The sequence below is a fragment of the Olsenella uli genome (genome assembly GCF_016899935.1).
In the GTDB taxonomy this organism is placed as follows: domain Bacteria; phylum Actinomycetota; class Coriobacteriia; order Coriobacteriales; family Atopobiaceae; genus Thermophilibacter; species Thermophilibacter uli_B.
Genome location: NZ_JACJJK010000001.1, coordinates 92,595 through 113,275 on the forward strand (window position 1 = coordinate 92,595; position 20,681 = coordinate 113,275).

Below are 20,681 nucleotides of genomic sequence, written 5' to 3' on the forward strand. Positions count from 1 at the left end.
GCCGGGAGCCGGGCCTCTCAAAGGCACGCGCGGAGGAAGCTGCCGCCGGAGCCTACCCCAGCAGCTCCTCGACGTCGAGCGCGATCATGTACTCCTCGTTGGTCGGGACCACCATGACGGTGATCGCGGAGTCCGGCGTGGAGATCACGCGCGGCTCGTCGGAGCGCGGCGCGTTCTTCTCGGCGTCGATCTTGACGCCCATCCAGCCGAGCAGCTCGCAGATCGCGGCGCGGATCTCGGGCGCGTTCTCGCCGATGCCGGCGGTGAAGGCCATCGTGTCGACGCCCTGCATCGAGGCGGCCATCTCGGCGAAGAGCTGGGAGACGCGGTAGTTGAACATGTCGAGCGCCATCTGGCACTTCTCGTCGCCGTCCGCCGCGCCGGCCTCGATGTCGCGGGAGTCGGAGGAGACCTCCGAGACGGCGAGAAGACCGGACTTCTTGTTCATCATCGTGTCGATGTCGTCGATGCTCATGTCGGCGACGCGGTTGAGGTAGAAGACCGTGGCCGGGTCGAGCGTGCCGCAGCGCGTGCCCATGATGAGACCGTCGAGCGGGGTGAGGCCCATCGTGGTGTCCATGCAGCGGCCGTCCTCGATGGCGCACAGGGACGCGCCCGAGCCCAGGTGGCAGCTCACGAGCTTGTGGGTCTTGTCGCCCATCATCTCGTGGACGGTGCGCCAGATGAAGCGGTGGCTCGTGCCGTGGGCGCCGTACTTGCGCACGTGGTAGGCGTCAACGACGTCGCGCGGGAGGGCGTAGCGCCAGGCGCGCTCGGGCATGTGGTAGTGGAACGCGGTGTCCGGCACGATGACGTTGCCGATCTCGGGGAACATGTCGCGGCAGATCTCGATGACGTCGGCCTCGGCGTAGTTGTGCAGCGGCGCGAGCGGCGCGACCTCGCGGACCCAGCCGAGCGTCTCGTCGGTCACGACGGCGGACTCGGGGAAGTACCAGCCGCCCTGGACCACGCGGTGGCCGATGCCGCCGATGGGCTTGTCCACGGTCTTGAGGATGTCGAAGACGTACTTGATGGCGGTCTTGTGGTCGGGAAGCGCCACCTCGAGCTTCTGCTTCTCCCCGCCCATCTCCTCGTGACCGACGAACGAGCCGTCGATGCCGATGCGCTCACAGTTGCCCTTGGCGTAGACCTCGCGCGTGTCCACGTCCAGGAGCTGGTACTTGAGCGACGAGCTGCCGGCGTTGATGACAAGGACGTTCATGACTCTCCTCCCGCGGGGTCTCCCCCACTCGGCGTTGAAACACAGCACTCACATGATACGCCCGCCGCGCGGCTCTAGCGCCCTCGCGTCGCCGAGCGGGCTGCGGAATCTCAGGCGGGGATGAGGCCCTCGCCGAGGGGCTTGCCGCCGAGGACGTGCATGTGGAGGTGCATGACGGTCTGGCCGGCCGCCGCACCCGTGTTCATGATGCAACGGAAGCCCGTCTCCGCGACGCCGGTCTTCTCGGCCACCGCGCGCACGGCGCGCTCCATCGAGGCGAGCGTCTCGGCCGGCACGTCGTCGACGAAGTTGTCGTGGTGGGCCTTGGGCACCACGAGCACGTGCACCGGCGCCTGGGGGTTGAGGTCGTTGAAGGCGACCACGTTGTCGTCCTCGTAGAGGAACTCGCTCGGAATCTCTCCGTTGGCAATCTTGCAGAAGATGCAGTCTGACATGGGTCTCTCCTCTCGCTGCAGCTATTCGTTGATGAAGGCGGTGCTCGGCGCCGAGGAGGTGTCCGTCGTCGCGGCGCCCTCGTCGGTGGCGTCGAGAAGGACGCGGACCTTCTGCTCGGCGTTCGCGAGGCGCTCGCGCAGGCTCTTCAGGAGCTCGACGCCGCGCCCATAGCGCTCGAGCGACTCCTCGAGCTCGAGCTCGCCCGACTCGAGCGCGCGCACGATCTGCTCGAGCTCGACGGACGCCTCCTTGAACGTCATGTCCTCGACCTTCCTCGGTTCCTCTGCCATGGTCTCCCCTTTCCGGGCGCTATGCCCGCTCGTTGTATACGGTGGTCACGCGGGCGTCGAAGGACCCGCTGCCGAGAAGGACGCGGACCTCGTCGCCGCACCCGAGCTCGGAGGCGCTCTTGACGACCCGTCCCGAGGCGTCGCGCGCGATGGCGTAGCCGCGGGCGAGCACGGAGAGCGGCGAGAGCGCCTCCAGCGAGGCGGCGAGACGCGCGAGGGTCGACTCGGCGGGGCGCAGCACCCGGGGAGCGGCGTCCCGCAGCCGAGCCGCTGCCCGCTCGCAGCGCTCCTCGTCGCGCGCGAGCGAGCGCGGGATCGCGTCGTGGAGGCGCTGCTCGGTCTGCATGAGGTCGGAAAGCCGGTCGCGCAGCGGGGCCGCGGGGTCGACGAGGCAGCGGCGCGCGCCGATGGCCTCGAGCGCGACGCGGCGGCGCGAGAGCTCGGCCTCGACGCTGCCCGCCATGAGCCGGCCCGCCGCGTCGAGGCGCTGGCGCCGGAACTCGAGCGCGGCAGACATCGCGCGGCCGAGGCGCACCTGGCGCTGCAGCATCTGCCGCTCCACCTCGTCGATCGCCGGCGCCACGGACTCAGCGGCGGCCGTCGGGGTGGAGGCGCGCCGGTCGGCGACCATGTCGGCGATCGTGGTGTCGGGCTCGTGGCCGATGCCGGTCACCACCGGGACCGGACACGCCGCGATCGCGCGCGCGAGCCCCTCGTCGTTGAAGCACATGAGGTCCTCGAACGAGCCGCCGCCGCGGACCAGCAGGATCGCGTCGGGACGGGAGGCCGCCGCCATGGCGAGCGCGCGCACGATGGTGACGGGGGCGTCCGCGCCCTGCACCGAGCAGCCGACCACGTCGATCTCCACGAGCGGGTTGCGCCGCGCGAGCGTGCGCTTGACGTCCTCGATGACGCTGCCCGAGAGCGACGTCACGACGCAGACGCGCGAGCAGAACGCCGGGACGTGGCGCTTGCGCGCGGGGTCCATGAGCCCCTCGCGCTCGAGGGCGCGCGCGAGCTCGGCGACCTGCTGGCGCAGCAGCCCCTCGCCGGCGGCCTCGACCCGGCTCGCCACGAAGGAGAGCTTGCCGGAGGCCTTGTAGACGTCGAACTTGCCCGTGAGCTGGACGGCGAGGCCGTCGCGCAGCGCAAAGCCCATCTTCGCCGCCGTGCCGCGCCACACGATGACGCTCATCGACGCGCCGTCGTCCTTGACCTCGAAGTAGCAGTGGCCGGAGCGCGCGTTGGGGCCCCTGAACCCGGAGACCTCGCCGTTCACCACGAGCGTGGGCCAGGCGGAGACCGCGCCCTTGGCGAGCGCGACCGCGTCGGTCACCGACAGGGGCTGGGGACGCTCGCCCATCACTCGCCGTCCCTGCCGCCGTAGCGACCCAGCAGGTACACGAGCTGGATGATGGACGTGAGGGCGGCGGCCACATACGTGAGGGCGGCCGCGGTGAGCACCTTGCGGGCGCCCTGCTCGTCGAGGCCGAAGCCGTTCTCGCCGAGGTAGGCCACGGCGCGGCGCGAGGCGTCGATCTCGACGGGAAGCGTCACGAGCTGGAACACGACCGAGACGGCAAAGAGCGCGATCGCGAGCCGCACGAGCCCGAACGCGTTCATCAGGACGCCGACGAGTAGCACGATGACCCACCCCTGCTGCGCGACGTTCACGACGGGAACGAGGGCCGTGCGCAGCCGGTAGAAGCCGAAGCCCCGCGCCGCCTGGATGGCGTGGCCCGCCTCGTGGCACGCCACGGCGACCGACGCCACCGACGCGCCGCGATAGTTGTCGTCCGAGAGGTGGAGGCGGTTGTCGCGCGGGTCGTAGTGGTCGGTTAGCGTGCCCCCGACCCGCGTGATGCCGACGCCGGCCGCCCCGCCCTCCTCGAGCATGCGGCGAGCGACGTCCGCCCCGGTCCCGGGGACGTTGGCGGGGACCTTGGACCACTTGTTGTAGGTGCTGCGGATGTAGGCCTGCGCGAGGCCGCCGATGACGAGCGCGACGAGGGCCACGAGGTAGTAGCCCACGTCGACGCCGTAGAACCCGTAGTAGAGGGGCATGTCGATCTCCAATCGTCCGGTACGAGGCTCATTCTACCCATGCGACCGGACAAGAAGTCCGACGCCCGTCAGAGCAGCTCGATCCTCCCGTCGCGGACGGTGAGCCCGACCTCGCCGGCGAGCAGCCGCTCGAGCGTGGAGCCGGCGAGCTCGTAGCGCCAGCCCGACGCGAGCGGCGACGCCTCGCGGCTCTGGACGAAGTCGAGCAGGTCGTCGCGGGTGGCGATGAGCTGCGTCGCGACCCCGCTGCGCTCCGAGGCGAGGCGCAGGACGGCGTACATGAGGTCGATCACGCCCTCGACGTCGGCCGAGGGACGCGCGCGCCGCGCCATCTTGGGGCAGTCCTCGGCGGGGCACGCCGTCCCGCGGGCCACCGCCTCCAGAAGCGACCGGGCGTCGCGCTCGGAGATCTGGTCGGTCCCGCGGATGCGGCGCAGGCGGTCGAGCGTGGTGGGCGTGCGCTTGCAGACCTCGACGATCACCTCGTCGGAGGCGACCCACTTCCTCGGGAGGTCGCGGCGGGCGGCCGTCTCCTCCCGCCACGCACATGCCTCGCGAGCGACGGCGAGCTGCCGCCTCGTGAGCGAGCCGGCGCGCCGGAGGCGCTGGTAGGCCTCGCGCGGGTCGCGGCGGATGCGCGCGGGGTCGCAGAGCGCCTCCATCTCGGGCGCGACCCACGACAGGCGGTCCCGCTCGACGAGCTCCCCCATCATGCGCTCGTAGATGCCGGGGAGGTAGCGCACGTCGTCCTCGGCGTAGGTGAGCTGCTCGGGGTCGAGCGGGCGGCGCGACCAGTCGGTGAGCGACTCGGCCTTGGGGAGCCGCACCCCGCAGTACGCCTCGACGAGCGAGGCGTAGCTCACCTGCTGGCGCAGCCCGAGGAAGGCGGCGGCGAGCTGGGTGTCAAAGACGGGCGCGCAGACGACCCCCATGCCGTCGAGCAGGACCTCGAGGTCCTGGCCGCAGGCGTGGAACACCTTGGTGACGGAGGGGTCCTCGAGAAGCGCCGCGAGCGGCGAGAGGTCCTCAATCAGGATGGGGTCGATCGCCGCGATGTGCTCGCCGGCGGCGACCTGGACGAGGCAGAGCTTGGGGAAGTAGGTCCGCTCGCGGAGGAACTCGGTGTCGACGGCGATCACCTTCGCCGCGGAGGCGAGCTCGCAGAACTGCTCGAGCTCGTTCTTGGTGGAGAGGTACAAGTCGCTCGATTCTCCCCCGACGGGGGTTTGGCTACACTAGGAGGCGCGGCCCGCTGCGGGCCGCCACCCTATGATAGCCAACGCCCGCCGCGTCCCGGGAGGAGATTCGCGTGCGCACCCTCATCGTCCACAACCCCCTGTCGGGCTTTGGGTCCGACGCCGTCTTCCAGTTCCAGCGCTCGCTCGTGCACGCCGGCGACGAGTGCCTCATGAGGGTCCTCGACGACGACTTCGTCGCGCGCGAGGCGTGCGCGGACGCGGCTGACTTCGACCTGGTCGTGCTCTCGGGCGGGGACGGCACCGTCTCCTCGTTCCTCTACGAGCTGCGCGAGTCCCCGGTCCCCGTCTGCGTCTTCCCCTCGGGGACCGCCAACCTCCTCTGCGCCAACGTCGGCAACGCCCCCGAGCCCTCCGCGCTCGCCCGCGCCTGCCGCGTCGGCAAGACCGCCCGTCTCGACCTGGGCGAGATCTCGTGGCAGGCGGAGGGCGGCGAGGCCCGCACGCGGGGCTTTGCGATCATGTCCGGCACGGGCTTCGACGCGCAGCTCATGCAGGCGGCGCTCCCCAACAAGGCGATCATGGGGCAGGCCGCCTACTTCGCGGCGGCGCTCGCCAACCCCCGCCCGACGGTATCCCACTTCACGATCACCGTGGACGGGCGCACCCACGAGCGCGACGGCATCACGTGCCTCGTGGCCAACACCGCCACGATCCAGGGGGACATCGAGATCGTCCCCGACTGCCGTATGGACGACGGCCTGCTCGACGTGATCGTCGTGGAGACCGCCGACGCGGCGCAGCTCCTCAAGCCGCTCGCCTTCGGGCTCGTGGACCGCACCGGCCACGCGATCGGCCGGCCCCACATCGAGTCGTTCAAGGGCCGCGAGATCCGCATCGAGTCGTCCGTCCCCGTCCCGCTCGAGGTGGACGGCGAGGTGGCGCCGGGGCTCGTGACCTCCTACGTCGCCCGGGCCCTCCCCCGCGCCGCCAACCTCGTCGTCGACCCGATGAGCCCCTATGGCTCCGCCGACGACGGGTCGTCGCGCTTCGGCGGCTCCGAGGTCATCGCCTACCCCAAGTAGCCGCGCGACCGGCGCAGCCCAGCCGAGAAGAACGGACGCCTCAGGGCACGAGCGAGAGCAGCGCGTACGCCGCCATGCCCGTGAGGGCGCACCAGATCAGCGAGCCGGTCCTTCTCGCCACCACGACGACGAGCCCAGCGGCGAGAAGCGCCCTCCAGGGAAGGCCGGCCACCGGGTCGATGAGGTCGTTCGCCACCAGCGCGGCGAAGGCGGCGGGCGGGATGAGGCCCAGCGCCTCGCTGACGCGCGGGGAGAGCTCCCGGCCCTTGAGGGCGAGCAGGGGCACGCAGCGGCACGCCACGATCACGGCAAGCACGCAGACGTAGAAGACGAGGAAGTCACGCCCGCTCACGGGATCCCCTCCTCCCGGCCCCGACCGCCATCCCGCTCGCCACGCCGGCGAGCGCGCCGAGCAGCACGGAGAGCGAGCCGAGCCCGAGCAGCTTGAGGAGGGCGACGACCGCCGCCGCGACCGCGACCACGACGACCGTCACGACCGTCCACTCCCGCGCGACGAGCAGGCACACGAAGATCGAGGTCATCGCGAACGACATGATCGCCGTCGGGATGGCGAGCGCCGGGCCCACGGCGGCACCGAGCGCGTTGGCGAGCGCCCACGAGAGCATGCTCGCGAGGTTGACGATGGTCGCGCGCGTCGGGGTCCAGGCGTCGTCGGCCACGAAGCGGTCGAGGTTGACGCCGAAGCTCTCGTCGGTGACCGTCGCGGCGAAGAGCGTCGCGAGCGGGCGCGGAGCGCGGGCCAGGTAGGGCGAGAGCGCCGCCGAGTAGAGGAGCTGGCGCGTGCTCACGAGCGCCACGCTCGCGATCATGGAGGCGAGCGGCACGCCGGCGAGCGCGAGCGACGCCATCATGAACTGGCCAGCCCCCGAGTAGAACGTCGCCGAGAGGAGAAACGCCACGGCGGGACCGAGCCCCACCTCGGAGGCCATGACGCCGCAGGGGACGCCGATCGTGACGTAGCCGAGCATGACGGGCAGCGCCGCCCGCAGGGCGGGCGCGACGTCGGCGCGCGCGATCACGCTAGGCGACCGCATCCGCCGGGAAGCGCACGCCGACCTGACGGCGTATCTCGTCCATGACGGCCAAGGAGTCGACCGTGACGCGCTCGAAGCGGTCGCGGGCGAGAAGCGCCGCCTCGTCGCCGGCGACGGCCGCGACGAAGTCGTCAATCTCGCAGACCATGTCGTTGTCCGGCACCTCGACGGGCACCGGGAGAGTGGTCATCCCCTCCATGCGGAAGATGAGGCCCTTGTCCTCGTGGACGTGCACGCGCGGGTTCACCGGGCAGGAGGTCTGGTCCCACAGCAGCGTCCCCTCCTCACCCTCGACCTGGGAGGGCAGGAGGTCGTCGGTCATCTTGCCGTAGGAGAGGCTCACGAGCTTGTCGCCGTAGCCGAGGATCGCCTCTCCAGCGAGGTCCACGGTGTCGCACGGGTCGCCCTCGGCGCAGCCCGGGACGGGCGCCGTGACGGCGAGCGCGCGCACCGTGTCCGGCCGCCCGAAGAGCGCCACGGCCGGCTCCACGCAGTAGACGCCGATGTCCATGAGCGCGCCGCCCGCGAGCGCGGGGTCGAAGACGTTGAGCCGCTCGCCAGCGCGCAGGCGCGCCATGCGCGAGGTGACCTTGGAGAAGCGCAGCGTGGCGAGGCGAACCGTGCCGAGCTCGGAGGAGACGACGCGCTCGATGGCGGCGAAGGTGGGCACGTGCAGGTTGCGCATGGCCTCCATCGCGACGACCCCGCGCTCGCGGGCCGCGTCGAAGACCTCGCGCGCCTCGCGCTCGTTGGAGGCGAGGGACTTCTCGACCAGCACGTGCTTGCCGCCGGCGATCATCGCGAGAGCCTGCGCGGCGTGGGGCCCGTTGGGGCTGGAGACGTAGACGGCGTCCACCTCGTCGCACGCGGCGAGCGCGTCGAGGTCGTCGAAGAACAGCCGCGCGCCGTACTTCTCGCCGAACGCCCGGGCGCGCCCGGCGTCGCGCGAGTACGCGGCGACGTACTCGACGCCCTCCGCCTCGGCGAGCGCCTCGAGGAACCGCTCGCAGATGCCGCTCGAACCGATGGTCGCAAACCTGACCGTGCCCATGTCCTCCCCTTTCGTCGGTCAGTCGATTCTACCATCGTGCTTTTCTCGCGCGGGCGCTCGCGGACTGGTAAGGTTCTAGGGGTGTGTCGAGAAAGGCGGGTGGGCATGTACGCGTTCGAGAGCCGCGTGCGCTACAGCGAGTGCGACGAGACGGGGCGCCTCTCCCTGGCCTCCATGGTCAACTACCTCCAGGACGCGTCGACCTTCCAGTCGGAGGAGCTCGACCGGGGCTTCGCGAGCCTCGGGGAGCGCGCCATCGCCTGGATCCTCGCCGCCTGGAGGATCGAGGTCGACGAGCTCCCGCGCCTGGGCGAGCGCGTCCGCGTCTCGACCTGGTGCTACGACATGAGCCGGTCGCGCGCGCTGAGGTGCTTCTCGATGACCGACGCGGCGGGGCGCGACCTGGTGCGGGCCGACTCCAAGTGGTTCGTCTACGACGTCGCCGCCGGGCACGTCGCGCACGTCCCGGACGACCAGCGGATCTATCTCTCGGACGAGCCGCGCGCCCGCATGGCGCCGCTCGAGCGCTCCCTGCGCCCCGCTGGCGAGGCGCGCGCCGCCACGCGGACCGCGATCCGCCCCCACCACCTCGACACCAACCGGCACGTGAACAACGCCCAGTACGTGCTGTTCGCGAGCGACGCGCTCGCGGAGCTGGGGCACGCGGGCGCGGTGAGCTGCGTGTCGGTGCAGTACCGCAGGATGGCGCTGCTCGGGGACGTGGTCGTCCCGCGCGTCAGCGCCTGGGAGCGCGGGTGGGACGTCGACCTCGCGGACGACGCCGGCTCGACCTATGCGCTCGTCCGCTTTGAGATGCGACGGGAGGAGACGCGATGACCGTGCACGTTTCGGCCGCGCTCATCGGCCGCGAGGGGCGCCTGCTCGCGGCGAGGAGGGCCTCCGGCGACCAGGCCGGGCTCTGGGAGCTGCCCGGGGGCAAGGTGGAGGACGGGGAGAGCCCCGCCGAGGCGCTCCGGCGCGAGATACGCGAGGAGCTCGGCTGCGAGCTGCGCACGCTGTGGCCCTACGACACCGTCGAGCACGACTACCCCGACTTCCACCTCACGATGGACTGCTTCGTCTGCACCCTCCCGGAGGGCGCAGATCCCGCCCCGCGCGCGGGCGTCCACTCCGAGCTCCGCTGGCTCGCGCGCGACGAGCTCCTCGACGTCGAGTGGCTGCCGGCTGACGTCTCCCTCATGCGGACGCTCGCCTTCTACTGGGACGAGGCCTTCGCCGACCAGCTGCTCTAGCCTCCCCGACTTGCTATGATGGGCAGGACGAAAGGAGCGGCCATGCCCGAGGAGAACATCCCCGCGTCGCGCCCGCAGACGCCGATCATAGAGAGCCCGAGCGGGACGACCGACCCCGACAACAGCAACTCCGGGGTCAGCGCGTACGTGATCTTTGCGATCGCGATCGCCCTTCTCGCCGTGACGCTCCTGAGCCTGTCGAGCTGCGTGAGCGCCGTCGGGACCTTCGTGGCGAACGACATAGCCGAGAAGGACGAGACGACCCTCGACTCCGACGACCTCGAGACGCTTGACGAGCTCACCGACCGCGACTTCCACGAGGACGGCTTCCCCGGCGGCGAGCCCCTCTCCCACACGTGAGGAGACCAGCGTGAGCAAAGCCGACGACATCTTCATCTCCATGTGCTCGGACATCATCGAGCACGGCACCACCACCGAGGGCCAGAAGGTCCGCCCCCACTGGGAGGACGGCACGCCCGCCTACACGATCAAGCGCTTTGGCGTGTGCAACCGCTACGACCTGCGCGAGGAGTTCCCGGCGCTCACGCTGCGCCGCACGGCCCTCAAGTCCGCGATGGACGAGGTCCTGTGGATCTACCAACGCAAGTCCAACAACGTCCACGACCTGAAGCCCCACATCTGGGACGAATGGGCCGACGAGACGGGCTCGATCGGCAAGGCCTACGGCTACCAGGTGGGCCAGGTCTCGCACTACCCCGACGGCGACTACGACCAGATGGACCGCGTCCTCAAGGACCTGCGCGAGAACCCCTACTCGCGCCGCATCATGACCAACCTCTACACCTTTGCCGACCTCTCCGAGATGCACCTCTACCCCTGCGCCTACAACGCGATCTACAACGTGACGCAGGAGCCTGGCGAGGACCGGCCCACGCTCAACATGGTGCTCGTCCAGCGCAGCCAGGACGTGCTCGCGGCCAACAACTGGAACGTCTGCCAGTACGCGATCCTGCTCATGATGGTGGCGCAGGTCTCGGGCATGGTAGCCGGCGAGCTCGTCCACATGATCGCCGACGCGCACATCTACGACCGCCACGTTGAGGTGGTCCGCGAGCTCATCTCCCGGCCGACGTTTCCCGCCCCCACCGTGCGCCTCAACCCCGAGGTCACGAACTTCTACGACTTCACGACCGACGACCTGATCGTCGAGAACTACGAGCACGGCCCGCAGGTAAAGAACATCCCGATCGCGGTCTGAGCGCCCGGCGAGAAGGACGTGTCGCCCCGTGCTCAAACAGGTCCTCTTCGCACGGAGGCGACATTAAGTCGCCTCCGGCTCATGCGGAACTCCGCGCGGGACGACACGTCCTTCTCGCCTACTCGTTTCGGCTCGACGGGCTCGGCGCTTTGTCCCGCCGCGAGTTCTTGCCGCGTTCTTTGCGGCAAGCTGTTCGAGCGCCGGGGCAATGCGCCGAGCCTACCCGTGCAGAAAGGTATGAGATATGAGCTGCAAGCTGAGTGCGATCGTGGCGGTGTGTGACGACTGGGGCATCGGGCTCGACGGCGGGATGGTCGTCGAGAACCGCGAGGACATGCGGCACTTCGTGGCGTGCACGACGGGACATCCCGTCATCATGGGGCGCCGCACGCTGGAGAGCTTCCCCGGTGGCCGGCCGCTCAGGAACCGCCGCAACGTGGTCCTTACGCGCGACGCGTCCTTCTCTCCCGAGGGCGTCGAGGTGGTCCGCTCGGTCGACGAGGCGCTCGCGGCCGTGGCCGACGAGGACGAGGCGTGGGTCATCGGCGGCGGCCAGGTCTACAAGCAGCTCCTCCCCCGCTGCGAGCGCGCCGTAGTGACGCGCAACCACTGCGTGCGCCCCTGCGACGCGTACTTCCCCGACCTCGACGCCGACCCCTCCTGGCACGTCGGCGAGACGCGCGCCGGCGGCGTCACCGACGAGGGCGTGGCCTTTGACTTCGTGACCTACGAGCGCCGCTAGCCGACGTCCTTCTCGCCCGTCCTTCTCGCTACATTTCCCCCTCCCCTCTCGCCCCCTGCTTGTCTGGGCAAAGTTTCTCAACCAACAGCTACCCTCGTTCCTATCTGGGCACGTCTGAGCTTGGCTTTTGTCTCTCGGCGTCGCTATGTGGGTCAATCTGGTTCGAATAGTTTGCCCAGATAAGCCGAGGACAAATAACGGAGGGGCGGCAAGGCGAGAAGAACGCGCGGCTCGAAGACCCATCCTCACGAGAAGGGCCCGCCAGCCGCAAGGCTGACGGGCCCGAAGCCACTCGATGCGACAAGCGCTAGTCGGTGTCGACCGCGGCGTCGACCTGGCTGCGGAGGAACTCCTCGGCGTCCTTGCGGCCGCGGGAGAGCTCGGCGGCGGCCATGACGGGCACCCAGTAGTGCACCTTCTGCTTGGCAACGTCGGCCTTCTTGGAGAAGAGGTCGAGGTAGGCCTCGGCGTGGCCGGGGTGATACATCTTGAAGAGGATGTAGGTCATCGCGGCGTCGGCTTCGGGAAGGCCACGGGTGACGTGGGTCCAGTCGCAGGCGTAGAGCGTGCCATCCTCGGCCACGATCACGTTAGACGGGTTGAAGTCGCAGTGGCAGATGCTGTGGCCCGGCGCCATGCGGTCAGTCCTCATCTGCAGGTCGTAGCGCACGGACGGGTCGAGGTTCGGCGTCTTGCCGACCATGCCGGCGATCTTGGTCTTCTGGTCCTTCATGAGGTCGGTGGCACGGATGCCCTGAATCTCGATCTGGAAGTCCACGAACTGCTCGAGCAGCTTGTCGTACTCGGGCGTGCCCTCGGCGGCGTCCATCAGCGAGCGCATGGTGACGCCCTTGACGTACTCCGTGGAGAGGGCCCAGGAGCCGTCGGCGACCTGAGAGACCTCGAGGACCTTGGGCACGCGGACGCCGGCCTCGGCGACGCGGGCGATGTTCAGCGCCTCGTTGAAGACGTCGGACGCGGGCTTGGTGGCCTTGAACACCTTGACGATGCGATCGCCGTCAGCGTAGACGACCTTGTTGTGGCGCTCGACGATGACCTGCTTGCTGTCGGAAAGTTCCATTGCTGCCTCCTTCTGGGCAACGAGAAGAACGTGTGCGGACTAGTCCTCGTAGGAGCTGGGCTCGCGGCCGTAGAAGGCGTCGAGGTAGAGCTCCTTGATCTCGGAGATCAGCGGGTAGCGCGGGTTGGCTCCGGTGCACTGGTCGTTGAACGCGTTCTCGGACATCTCGTCGAGCGTGGCGAGGAAGTCCTCCTCGGTGACGCCGAAGCCGGCGATCGTCTCGGGCACGCCCACGTGAGCCTTGAGCTCCTCGATGCGGGCGATAAAGTTCTCGAAGACCTCCTGGTCGGTGCGGCCCTTGATACCGCAGAAGCGACCGGCCTCGGCGTAGCGCGCGAGGGTCTTGGGGTGGTCGTACTGCGGGAAGGTGCCCATCTTCACCGGGCGCTCGGCGGCGTTGTAGCGCATGACGCGCGTCAGGATGACGGCGTTGGCCATGCCGTGGGCGATGTGGTGGTAGGCGCCGAGCTTGTGGGCCATCGAGTGGTTGACGCCCAGGAAGGCGTTGGCGAAGGCCATGCCGGCGAGGCAGGAGGCGTTGGCCATGTGGTCGCGGGCCTCGACGTCGGTGCCGTCGTCATAGGCGCGCTCGAGGTAGGTGAGGACGAGCTTCATCGCGCGCAGCGCCAGGCCGTCGGTGTAGTCGGACGCCATGACGGAGACGTAGGCCTCGAGGGCGTGGGTGAGCACGTCGACGCCGGAGGCGGCGGTCAGGCCCTTGGGCTGGGTCATCATGTTGTCGGTGTCGACGATGGCCATGTTGGGCAGGAGCTGGTAGTCGGCGATGGGCCACTTGGTGCCGGTCTCGGCGTCGGTGATGATCGAGAAGGGCGTGACCTCGGAGCCGGTGCCCGAGGAGGTGGGGATGGCCACGAAGAAGGCCTTCTCGCCCATCTTGGGGAAGGTGTAGACGCGCTTGCGGATGTCCATGAAGTCCATGGCCATGTCCTCGAACTTGGCCTCGGGGTGCTCGTACATCATCCACATGATCTTGCCGGCGTCCATCGCGGAGCCGCCGCCGATGGCGATGATGCAGTCGGGCTCGAACGCCTTGACCTGCTCGAGGCCGCGCAGGCAGTCCTGGAGCTTGGGGTCGGGCGAGATGGACCAGAAGCTGGAGTAGACGATGCCCTGCTCGTCAAGGGAGGCCTCGATCTTCTTGGTGAAGCCGCTCTTGTAGAGGAAGGAGTCGGTGACGATGAAGGCGCGCTTCTTGCCGTAGACCTCGGAGAGCTCGCGCAGGGCCACGGGCATGCAGCCCTTCTTGAAGAAGACCTTCTCGGGGACACGGAACCACAGCATGTTCTCACGCCTCTCTGCGACGGACTTGATGTTGAGCAGGTGCTGCGGGCCGACGTTGCCCGAGACGGAGTTGCCGCCCCAGGAGCCGCAGCCGAGGGTCAGCGACGGCGGCATCTTGAAGTTGTAGATGTCACCGATGCCTCCCTGGGCAGCCGGGGTGTTGATGAGGATGCGGCAGGTCTTCATGCGCTTGGCGTGCTCGGCCATCTTCTCGGTCTCGCGCGTGTCGATGAACAGAGAGCTCGTGTGGCCGTAGCCGCCGTCGGCGATGAGGCGCTCGGCCTTGGAGAGGGCGTCCTCCCAGTTCTTGGCGCGATACATGCCGAGGATGGTGGTGAGCTTCTCGTGCGCCCACGGCTCGGAGGGCTCGACGGACTCGACCTCGCCGATCAGCACCTTGGTGCTGGCGGGGACGGAGACGCCCGCGGCCTCGGCGATCTTGGGGGCGGGCTGGCCGACCATCTTGGCGTTCACGCCGCCGTTGACAATGACGGTGTTGCCGACCTTGGCGATCTCGTCGCCCTGGAGGAAGTAGCAGCCACGCTTCTGGAACTCGGCCTTGACCTTGTTGTAGACCTTGTCGAGGACGATGACGTTCTGCTCGGTGGCGCAGATCATGCCGTAGTCGAAGGTCTTGGAGTGGATGATCGAGTTGACGGAGAGCTCGATGTCGGCGGTGTCGTCGATGATGGCGGGGTTGTTGCCCGGGCCGACGCCGAGGGCCGGCTTGCCGGAGGAGTAGGCGGCGTTGACCATGCCCGGGCCGCCGGTGGCCAGGATGATGTCGGCCGAGCGCATGAGCTCGGAGGTCATGTCGAGGGAGGGCACGTCGACCCAGTCGATGATGCCCTTGGGGGCGCCGGCGGCCTCGGCGGCCTCGCGCACGATGCGGGCGGCCTCGGCGGTGCACTTGCCGGCGCGCGGGTGCGGCGAGATGAGGATGGCGTTGCGGGTCTTCAGGCAGATGAGCGTCTTGAAGATGGCCGTGGACGTGGGGTTGGTCGTCGGGATGACGGCGGCCACGAGGCCGAGCGGCTCGGCGATCTGCTTGTAGCCGAAGGCGGGGTCGTCGGAGATGACGTCGCACGTCTTCATGTCCTTGTACTTGTTGTAGATGTACTCGGAGGCATAGTGGTTCTTGATGACCTTGTCCTCCATGACACCGTAGCCGGTCTCCTCGACGGCCATCTTGGCCAGCGGGATGCGGGCCTTGTTGGCGGCCATGGCGGCCTCATAGAAGATCTTGTCCACCTGCTCCTGGGTGAACTTGGCGAACTCGGCCTGCGCGACGCGCATCTCCTTGATGCGCTCCTGCAGCGCCTCGACGCTGTCGATCGGGGTCCTGACGATCTCTGCCATGCGTTCCTCCTATTTCTCGGACCGTGTGACGACGCATCGCAGCACGGTCGTACAAAGGACAAGGTAAAGCGTGGTGGTTCGGACCAGCATGCACACGGGGCGCATACATGGTTGAGTATAGCATGACCCCGCGGCCGCTCGCCCACCGACGGCGAGCGCGGCGTTTTTGCCAAGCGAGCGCCACCGCCGGGCGGGGAACGGGCTCACCTCCGCCCGAGCGCGGCCTCGAGGTCCATGACCTGGTCGCGGGCGTCGCGCCCGTCGGCCTCCCAGAGGTGCCACTCCCCCGTCGCCCGATAGGCCACGCGCGGGCCGAAGCCGCCCACGAGGGTGTTCGCGGCGCGCGGGAAGTCGGGGTCGGACTTGAGGCCGGGGTAGCGCACGGCCTCCACGCGCGGATGGCACGCGAGGTAGTTGGCTACCACCTGCGCCGCGTCAGAGAGGGCCCTCCAGCGCTCCCGCCCCAGCTGGGACGAGAGCGTCTGGAGGGCCGCAAGATCGAGGTTCTTCTCGCCCACCGCGTTCGGCCGGGCCTAGCGGCGCTCGGCGATCTCGGCCGTGACGTCGGCGATGAACTCGTCGAGGTCGCGGGTGACGGTCTCGTTGGAGCGGTCGCGCACGGAGATGGTGCCGGCCTCGACCTCCTTCTCGCCGAGGATGAGCATGTAGGGCGGGCGGTCGATGGAGCGCGCCTCGCGGATCTTGTAGCCGATCTTCTCGTCGCGCTCGTCGAGCACCGCGCGGATGCCGGCCGCCTCCAGGCGCTCGGTGACGGCGCGCGCGTAGTCGCGGCTCTTCTCGGAGACGGGAAGGACCTTCACCTGGCAGGGCGCGAGCCACGTGGGGAACTTGCCGGCGAAGTGCTCGATCAGGATGCCGATGAAGCGCTCGATGGAGCCGAAGCACACGCGGTGCAGCATGATCGGGCGCTTCTTGGAGCCGTCGGCGTCCGTGTACTCCAGGTCAAAGTTGAGCGGCATCTGGAAGTCCAGCTGCACGGTGCCGCACTGCCAGGTGCGCCCGAGCGAGTCCTCCAGGTGGAAGTCGATCTTGGGACCGTAGAAGGCGCCGTCGCCCTCGTTGACCACGTAGTCCTTGCCGAGCTTCTCCAGCGCCAGGCGCAGGGCGGCCTCGGCGCGCTCCCAGTCCTCGTCGGAGCCCATCGAGTCCTCCGGGCGCGTGGAGAGCTCCAGGTGGTAGGTGAAGCCGAACTTCTCGTAGACCGAGTCGATGAGGTTCACCACGCCCACGATCTCGTCGGTGAGCTGGTCCGGGCGCACGAAGAGGTGAGCGTCGTCCTGGTTGAAGCAGCGCACGCGGAAGAGGCCGTGCAGCGCGCCGCGCATCTCGTGACGGTGCACCAGGCCGATCTCGCCGGCGCGGATGGGCAGCTCACGGTAGCTGTGCGGGTGGCTCTTGTACACGAGCACGCCGCCCGGGCAGTTCATCGGCTTGATGCAGTACTCCTCGTCGTCGATGATCGTGGAGTACATGTTGTCCTTGTAGTGGTCCCAGTGGCCGGAGGTCTTCCAGAGCTCCTTGCTCATGATCATCGGCGTGGAGATCTCCACATAGCCGGCGGCGCGATGGATCTCGCGCCAGTACTGGAGCAGCTCGTTCTTGAGGGTCATGCCGTTGGGCAGGAAGAACGGGAAGCCCGGGGCCTCGTCGCGCATCATGAAAATGTCCATCTCGCGGCCGATCTTGCGGTGGTCGCGCTTCTTGGCCTCCTCGAGCAGGCGCAGGTGCTCGTCGAGCTCCTCCTTGGTGGCGAAGGCGGTGCCGTTGATGCGGGTGAGCATCTTGTTGTTCTTGTCGCCCTTCCAGTAGGCGCCGGAGACGCCCGTGAGCTTGAAGGCCTTGAGCGCCTTGGTGTAGGTGAGGTGCGGGCCCACGCACATGTCGACGTACTCGCCCTGCTGGTAGAAGGTGATGCGCGCGTCCTCGGGCAGGTCGCCGATGTGCTCGACCTTGTACTTCTCGCCGCGCTCCTCCATGAGCGCCACGGCCTCCTCGCGCGGGAGCTCGAAGACGGTGAACTTGAGGTTCTCCTTCACGATCTTCTTCATCTCGGCCTCGATCGCGGGGAAGTCCTCCTCGGAGACCTTGGTGCCCTCGGGCAGGTCGACGTCGTAGTAGAAGCCGTTGTCGGTGGCCGGGCCGTAGGCGAAGTCGGCCTCGGGGTAGAGGCGCTTGATGGCCTGGGCCATGATGTGGGCAGCGCTGTGGCGGACGACGTGGGTGACCTCGTCGGCCGGGCACTCGTCGATGTGGCCGTCGTTGTACAGGACCTTCATGGGATGCACCTTTCTGCAGGGGGCGTGAACATGAAAAACGCCCGCACGCCGCCTGTGCGACGTCGAGCGATATGCGGCGCCTGCCCGGGGCCTGCCGGCCGGGATGGACAGACGCCTAGATAGTCTGCGTTCGAGCGATATGTGCGGCGATGCGCTGCATCTGGACCCTTCGTCTTGGTTGCACCCCTAGGTTTACCACAAGTGGGCGCGCGATATGCGCGAGGAGGCACGATTGTCCGGGCGGGTCGCCGAGCACAAGAAGAGGGCCCGCGCGAACGGGCCCTCTCAGGCAGGGTGCAGGACGTGCGCCGCTACTGCTGAATGCGGGTGCGGCAGTAGGGGCAGACCTTCCAGTCGGCGTTCAGCGGCCGGTGACAGGTGGGGCAGACGTTGCGGACCTGCGTGTTGCAAATCGGGCAGACCACGAAGTCGCGGTCGATGGGGGCGCCGCACTTGGGGCAGATGCCGTAGTGGGAGAGCTGGTGCTCGCGCAGGGCGATGTCCAGGTCCTGCTCCTCGCGGTCGATGAGGTAGGAGCTCGGGCGCAGGATGACGTAGGCGAGCAGGCCCACGATGGGGATCACGGAGATGATGGCCCACATCCACCAGGGCTCCGCGCCGCGGCGCTGGGCGTCGCGGATGACGTAGACGATGGAGAGGATGTAGAGCATGACGACGCACACGACCATCAGGTAGAGGACCATGCGGACCTCGGGCGTGATGAGCTGGTCGAGAAGTTCTTGCATGTCGGGGACTCCTTCGGACTTTGGGCGCGGCGTCGCGCCGCCACATTCAAACGGGATTGTAGCAAAAGCTACCGGAAGAGGCCCGCAAGCTCCCCCGCGAGGGTGATCGACCCGCATGCGACGTACGATTCTTCACACAATGCCGACGCGGCGGCCTCAACCGTCGGATACGTCCCCACGACCTCCGCGGCGGCGGCGGCGAAGCGCTCGGCGAGCTCGGCGGCCGGCAGCGCGCGCGGGCTCGCGGTCTGCGTGACGGCCACACGCGGGAACGCCTCGGCCAGGAGGCGCACGATGCCCGCCACGTCCTTGTCCGCGAGCACGGCGGCGAGAAGGACGGGGCGCTCGTCGCGCTCCGGCGCGACGTCGGCCACCGCCGTGAGGAACGCCTCGACCGACTGCGGGTTGTGGCAGGCGTCGATGAGCACGGGCGGCTCGGGGCGCAGCAGCTGGAAGCGCCCCGGCGTCGGGCAGCGGACGACCGAGGTGAAGAGCGCCTCCGCGTCGAGCGCGCGGCCCAGGTAGGCCTCGGCGAGCGCGACGGCGCAGGCGATGTTGGCGGCCTGGTAGGCGGGCTTGAGCGCCGCGAGCTCGGCATAGGTCGCACGCGGCGTCGTGACGGTGAGCTCGAGCGGCGCGCCGAGGCGGTGCGGGCGCTTGGTGATCTCGAAGCCGGGGCGGACGGGCGTGACGCCGGCCTCGCGCGACCGGGCGAGAAACACCTCGTTCACGCTCGCCGGCTCGGCGGTGCCGGCCCCCAGGACGCACGCGCGGCCGGGCTTGATGATCGCGGCCTTCTCGCCCGCGATCTCCTCGAGCGTGTTCCCGAGGATCCTCATGTGGTCGAGCCCGATGCCCGTCACGGCGACGGCGCGGATGGACTTGGCCGCCGAGGTGGCGTCCCAGCGGCCGCCGAGGCCGCACTCCAGCACCGTCACGTCCACGTCCGCCTCGGCGAAGACGACCATCGCGGCGACCGTGAGCAGGTCGAACTCGGTGACGTCGTAGGGGCGCTCGCCGGCCGCCGCGCGCCGCGCGTTCACGCGCTCGCCGGCGAGCCGCGCCGCCGCGACCCCGTGCGCGAAGGCCTCCTCGGAGACCGGAGCGCCGCCGACCTCCATGCGCTCCGTGTAGCTCACGAGCTCGGGTGACGTGTAGAGGGCGACGCGCCGGCCCTCGCCCGCCAGGATCGCGGCCGTGTAGCGCGCGGTCGACGTCTTGCCGTTGGTGCCTGCTATCTGCACGCACTCGAAGGCCAGGTCCGGGTCGCCCAGCTCGGCGAGCATGTCCTCCACGGTCTCCAGCAGCGGCTCGATGCCAAAGCGCAGCGCCCCGCGCACATGCGCGAGCGCCTCCGCATACGTCGTCTCCGGAACCTCAAACGGCACCTTGTACACAGCCATCTCCATTTCTTCTCGTATGGTGGGGTTCGCGGGCATACCCCGGCGCTCGGACAGCTTGCCGCAGAGGGCGCGGCAAGAACTCGCGGCGGGATATGCCCGCGAACCCGCTGCGAGGAAAACCGGGAACGTATGACGCGCGGCGAGCGCCCGGACGGGGAACGTCCGCCGCGAGTTCTTGCCGAGCGTTCTTCTCGGCAAGCTGTCCGAGCGCTGGACGTTCCCCGTCCGGGCGCTCGCAGACAGACGCTACAGCCCGAGCAGGCGCAGGGCCTCCTCGCGGGTCTTGAGGTCACGCAGGCAGCCGCGCACCGCCGAGGTGGTGGTCAGCGCGCCGGCCGCGCGGATGCCGCGCATGGTCATGCACGTGTGCTCGGCCTCCAGGACCACGAGCACGCCGAGCGGGTCGAGCTCGCGGACCAGGGCGTCGGCGATCTGCCCGGTGAGACGCTCCTGGACCTGCAGGCGCCGCGCGTAGCCGGAGACGCAGCGCGCGATCTTGGAGAGCCCCGTGATGCGGCCATCGCGCGGGATGTAGCAGACATGCGCGCGGCCGGTGAAGGGCAGGATGTGGTGCTCGCACAGCGACGAGAACGGGATGTCCTTGACGATCACCATCTCCTGGTTGCCCGGTTCGTGGAACTGCTTGCGCAGATGGGCGCCGGGGTCCTCCTGCATGCCCCCGAGAATCTCCTCGCAGGCGCGCGCCACCCGGTCGGGCGTGCCGAGAAGCCCCTCGCGGTCGGGGTCCTCCCCCACCGCGAGCAGCAGCTCGCGCACCGCCGCCTCGACGCGCGGCCGGTCGATCGGGCGGAACCCCTGGGCGTTCGTCGCGCGTGCGTGATCGTCAGACATGTAACTCC

The 20,681-nt window shown here is 69.1% G+C and carries 22 protein-coding genes; 6 read left to right on the forward strand and 16 right to left on the reverse strand.

The features are described from left to right. Positions 1-52: 52 nt before the first annotated feature. From H6A07_RS00430 to rnd, 6 genes are all read right to left on the reverse strand, one after another. Entirely contained in the window at positions 53-1,222 is a 1,170-nt protein-coding gene (locus H6A07_RS00430) for an acetate/propionate family kinase (RefSeq protein ID WP_204812294.1), read from the reverse strand. Between the two features lie 110 nt (positions 1,223-1,332). Further along, positions 1,333-1,677 carry a histidine triad nucleotide-binding protein gene (locus tag H6A07_RS00435; RefSeq protein ID WP_204812295.1) on the reverse strand — a complete coding sequence of 115 codons (345 nt, stop codon included), beginning with the start codon at positions 1,675-1,677 and terminating at the stop codon, positions 1,333-1,335. Positions 1,678-1,698: 21 nt separating this feature from the next. Then, a complete protein-coding gene (gene xseB / locus H6A07_RS00440; protein WP_204812296.1) occupies positions 1,699-1,968 on the reverse strand; it encodes an exodeoxyribonuclease VII small subunit in 270 nt (89 codons plus the stop codon). A 19-nt stretch (positions 1,969-1,987) separates the two neighbouring features. Continuing rightward, positions 1,988-3,331 carry an exodeoxyribonuclease VII large subunit gene (gene xseA / locus H6A07_RS00445; RefSeq protein ID WP_204812297.1) on the reverse strand — a complete coding sequence of 448 codons (1,344 nt, stop codon included), beginning with the start codon at positions 3,329-3,331 and terminating at the stop codon, positions 1,988-1,990. Then, the gene (locus H6A07_RS00450; protein WP_204812298.1) at positions 3,331-4,032 is read right to left on the reverse strand and encodes a zinc metallopeptidase; all 702 of its coding nucleotides are present in this window, start codon (positions 4,030-4,032) and stop codon (positions 3,331-3,333) included. The genes xseA and H6A07_RS00450 overlap by 1 nt, the downstream gene beginning before the upstream one ends. 68 nt (positions 4,033-4,100) lie before the next feature. Continuing rightward, the gene (gene rnd, locus H6A07_RS00455; protein WP_204812300.1) at positions 4,101-5,231 is read right to left on the reverse strand and encodes a ribonuclease D; all 1,131 of its coding nucleotides are present in this window, start codon (positions 5,229-5,231) and stop codon (positions 4,101-4,103) included. 110 nt (positions 5,232-5,341) lie between these two features. On the opposite strand from rnd, the gene H6A07_RS00460 reads away from it, so the two are divergent. Further along, positions 5,342-6,313 (forward strand): diacylglycerol kinase family protein, encoded by a 972-nt coding sequence (locus H6A07_RS00460; RefSeq protein WP_204812302.1) that lies wholly within the window; start codon positions 5,342-5,344, stop codon positions 6,311-6,313. 40 nt (positions 6,314-6,353) lie between these two features. Here the strand turns inward: H6A07_RS00460 and H6A07_RS00465 are convergent, their stop codons facing one another. The 3 genes from H6A07_RS00465 to H6A07_RS00475 are packed head-to-tail and all read right to left on the reverse strand — an operon-like array spanning position 6,354 to position 8,419. Beyond that, entirely contained in the window at positions 6,354-6,665 is a 312-nt protein-coding gene (locus tag H6A07_RS00465) for an AzlD domain-containing protein (protein ID WP_204812304.1), read from the reverse strand. Beyond that, positions 6,652-7,353: an AzlC family ABC transporter permease gene (locus tag H6A07_RS00470; RefSeq protein ID WP_342636517.1), complete on the reverse strand. Its 702-nt coding sequence runs from the start codon at positions 7,351-7,353 to the stop codon at positions 6,652-6,654. Before H6A07_RS00470 ends, H6A07_RS00465 begins: the two co-directional genes overlap by 14 nt. Position 7,354: 1 nt before the next feature. Beyond that, positions 7,355-8,419 carry a Gfo/Idh/MocA family protein gene (locus H6A07_RS00475; protein ID WP_204812307.1) on the reverse strand — a complete coding sequence of 355 codons (1,065 nt, stop codon included), beginning with the start codon at positions 8,417-8,419 and terminating at the stop codon, positions 7,355-7,357. 105 nt (positions 8,420-8,524) lie between these two features. Here H6A07_RS00475 and H6A07_RS00480 point away from each other — a divergent pair, with 105 nt between their 5' ends. The 5 genes from H6A07_RS00480 (at position 8,525) to H6A07_RS00500 (ending at position 11,633) form a co-directional block, all read left to right on the forward strand. Continuing rightward, the gene (locus tag H6A07_RS00480; RefSeq protein ID WP_204812308.1) at positions 8,525-9,256 is read left to right on the forward strand and encodes an acyl-[acyl-carrier-protein] thioesterase; all 732 of its coding nucleotides are present in this window, start codon (positions 8,525-8,527) and stop codon (positions 9,254-9,256) included. Continuing rightward, the gene (locus H6A07_RS00485) at positions 9,253-9,672 is read left to right on the forward strand and encodes a (deoxy)nucleoside triphosphate pyrophosphohydrolase (protein ID WP_204812309.1); all 420 of its coding nucleotides are present in this window, start codon (positions 9,253-9,255) and stop codon (positions 9,670-9,672) included. The genes H6A07_RS00480 and H6A07_RS00485 overlap by 4 nt, the downstream gene beginning before the upstream one ends. 42 nt (positions 9,673-9,714) lie before the next feature. Continuing rightward, positions 9,715-10,032, forward strand: a complete 318-nt coding sequence (locus H6A07_RS00490) for a hypothetical protein (protein WP_204812310.1) — start codon at positions 9,715-9,717, stop codon at positions 10,030-10,032. A 10-nt stretch (positions 10,033-10,042) separates the two neighbouring features. Then, the gene (gene thyA / locus H6A07_RS00495; protein WP_204812311.1) at positions 10,043-10,891 is read left to right on the forward strand and encodes a thymidylate synthase; all 849 of its coding nucleotides are present in this window, start codon (positions 10,043-10,045) and stop codon (positions 10,889-10,891) included. A 244-nt stretch (positions 10,892-11,135) separates the two neighbouring features. Next, on the forward strand, positions 11,136-11,633 hold the full coding sequence (locus H6A07_RS00500; protein ID WP_204812312.1) for a dihydrofolate reductase: 498 nt from the start codon (positions 11,136-11,138) through the stop codon (positions 11,631-11,633). Between the two features lie 307 nt (positions 11,634-11,940). Here H6A07_RS00500 and H6A07_RS00505 read toward each other — a convergent pair whose 3' ends face one another. The 7 genes from H6A07_RS00505 to folE all read right to left on the reverse strand — a co-directional run bounded on the left by H6A07_RS00505 (position 11,941) and on the right by folE (position 20,673). Beyond that, positions 11,941-12,714 carry an aminoglycoside phosphotransferase family protein gene (locus H6A07_RS00505; RefSeq protein ID WP_204812314.1) on the reverse strand — a complete coding sequence of 258 codons (774 nt, stop codon included), beginning with the start codon at positions 12,712-12,714 and terminating at the stop codon, positions 11,941-11,943. Positions 12,715-12,753: 39 nt separating this feature from the next. Continuing rightward, complete coding sequence (gene adhE / locus H6A07_RS00510) at positions 12,754-15,375, reverse strand: bifunctional acetaldehyde-CoA/alcohol dehydrogenase (RefSeq protein WP_204812316.1); 2,622 nt, start codon at positions 15,373-15,375, stop codon at positions 12,754-12,756. 203 nt (positions 15,376-15,578) lie between these two features. Then, positions 15,579-15,893 carry a PLP-dependent transferase gene (locus H6A07_RS00515; RefSeq protein ID WP_204812318.1) on the reverse strand — a complete coding sequence of 105 codons (315 nt, stop codon included), beginning with the start codon at positions 15,891-15,893 and terminating at the stop codon, positions 15,579-15,581. A 15-nt stretch (positions 15,894-15,908) separates the two neighbouring features. Then, positions 15,909-17,672 (reverse strand): threonine--tRNA ligase, encoded by a 1,764-nt coding sequence (thrS, locus tag H6A07_RS00520; protein WP_204812320.1) that lies wholly within the window; start codon positions 17,670-17,672, stop codon positions 15,909-15,911. A gap of 311 nt (positions 17,673-17,983) precedes the next feature. Continuing rightward, positions 17,984-18,418 carry a double zinc ribbon domain-containing protein gene (locus H6A07_RS00525; protein WP_075576701.1) on the reverse strand — a complete coding sequence of 145 codons (435 nt, stop codon included), beginning with the start codon at positions 18,416-18,418 and terminating at the stop codon, positions 17,984-17,986. A 68-nt stretch (positions 18,419-18,486) separates the two neighbouring features. Continuing rightward, positions 18,487-19,821, reverse strand: coding sequence for a bifunctional folylpolyglutamate synthase/dihydrofolate synthase (locus H6A07_RS00530; RefSeq protein ID WP_204812322.1), 1,335 nt, complete (start codon positions 19,819-19,821; stop codon positions 18,487-18,489). A gap of 246 nt (positions 19,822-20,067) precedes the next feature. Beyond that, the gene (folE, locus tag H6A07_RS00535; protein WP_204812324.1) at positions 20,068-20,673 is read right to left on the reverse strand and encodes a GTP cyclohydrolase I FolE; all 606 of its coding nucleotides are present in this window, start codon (positions 20,671-20,673) and stop codon (positions 20,068-20,070) included. Between the last annotated feature and the right edge of the window lie 8 nt (positions 20,674-20,681).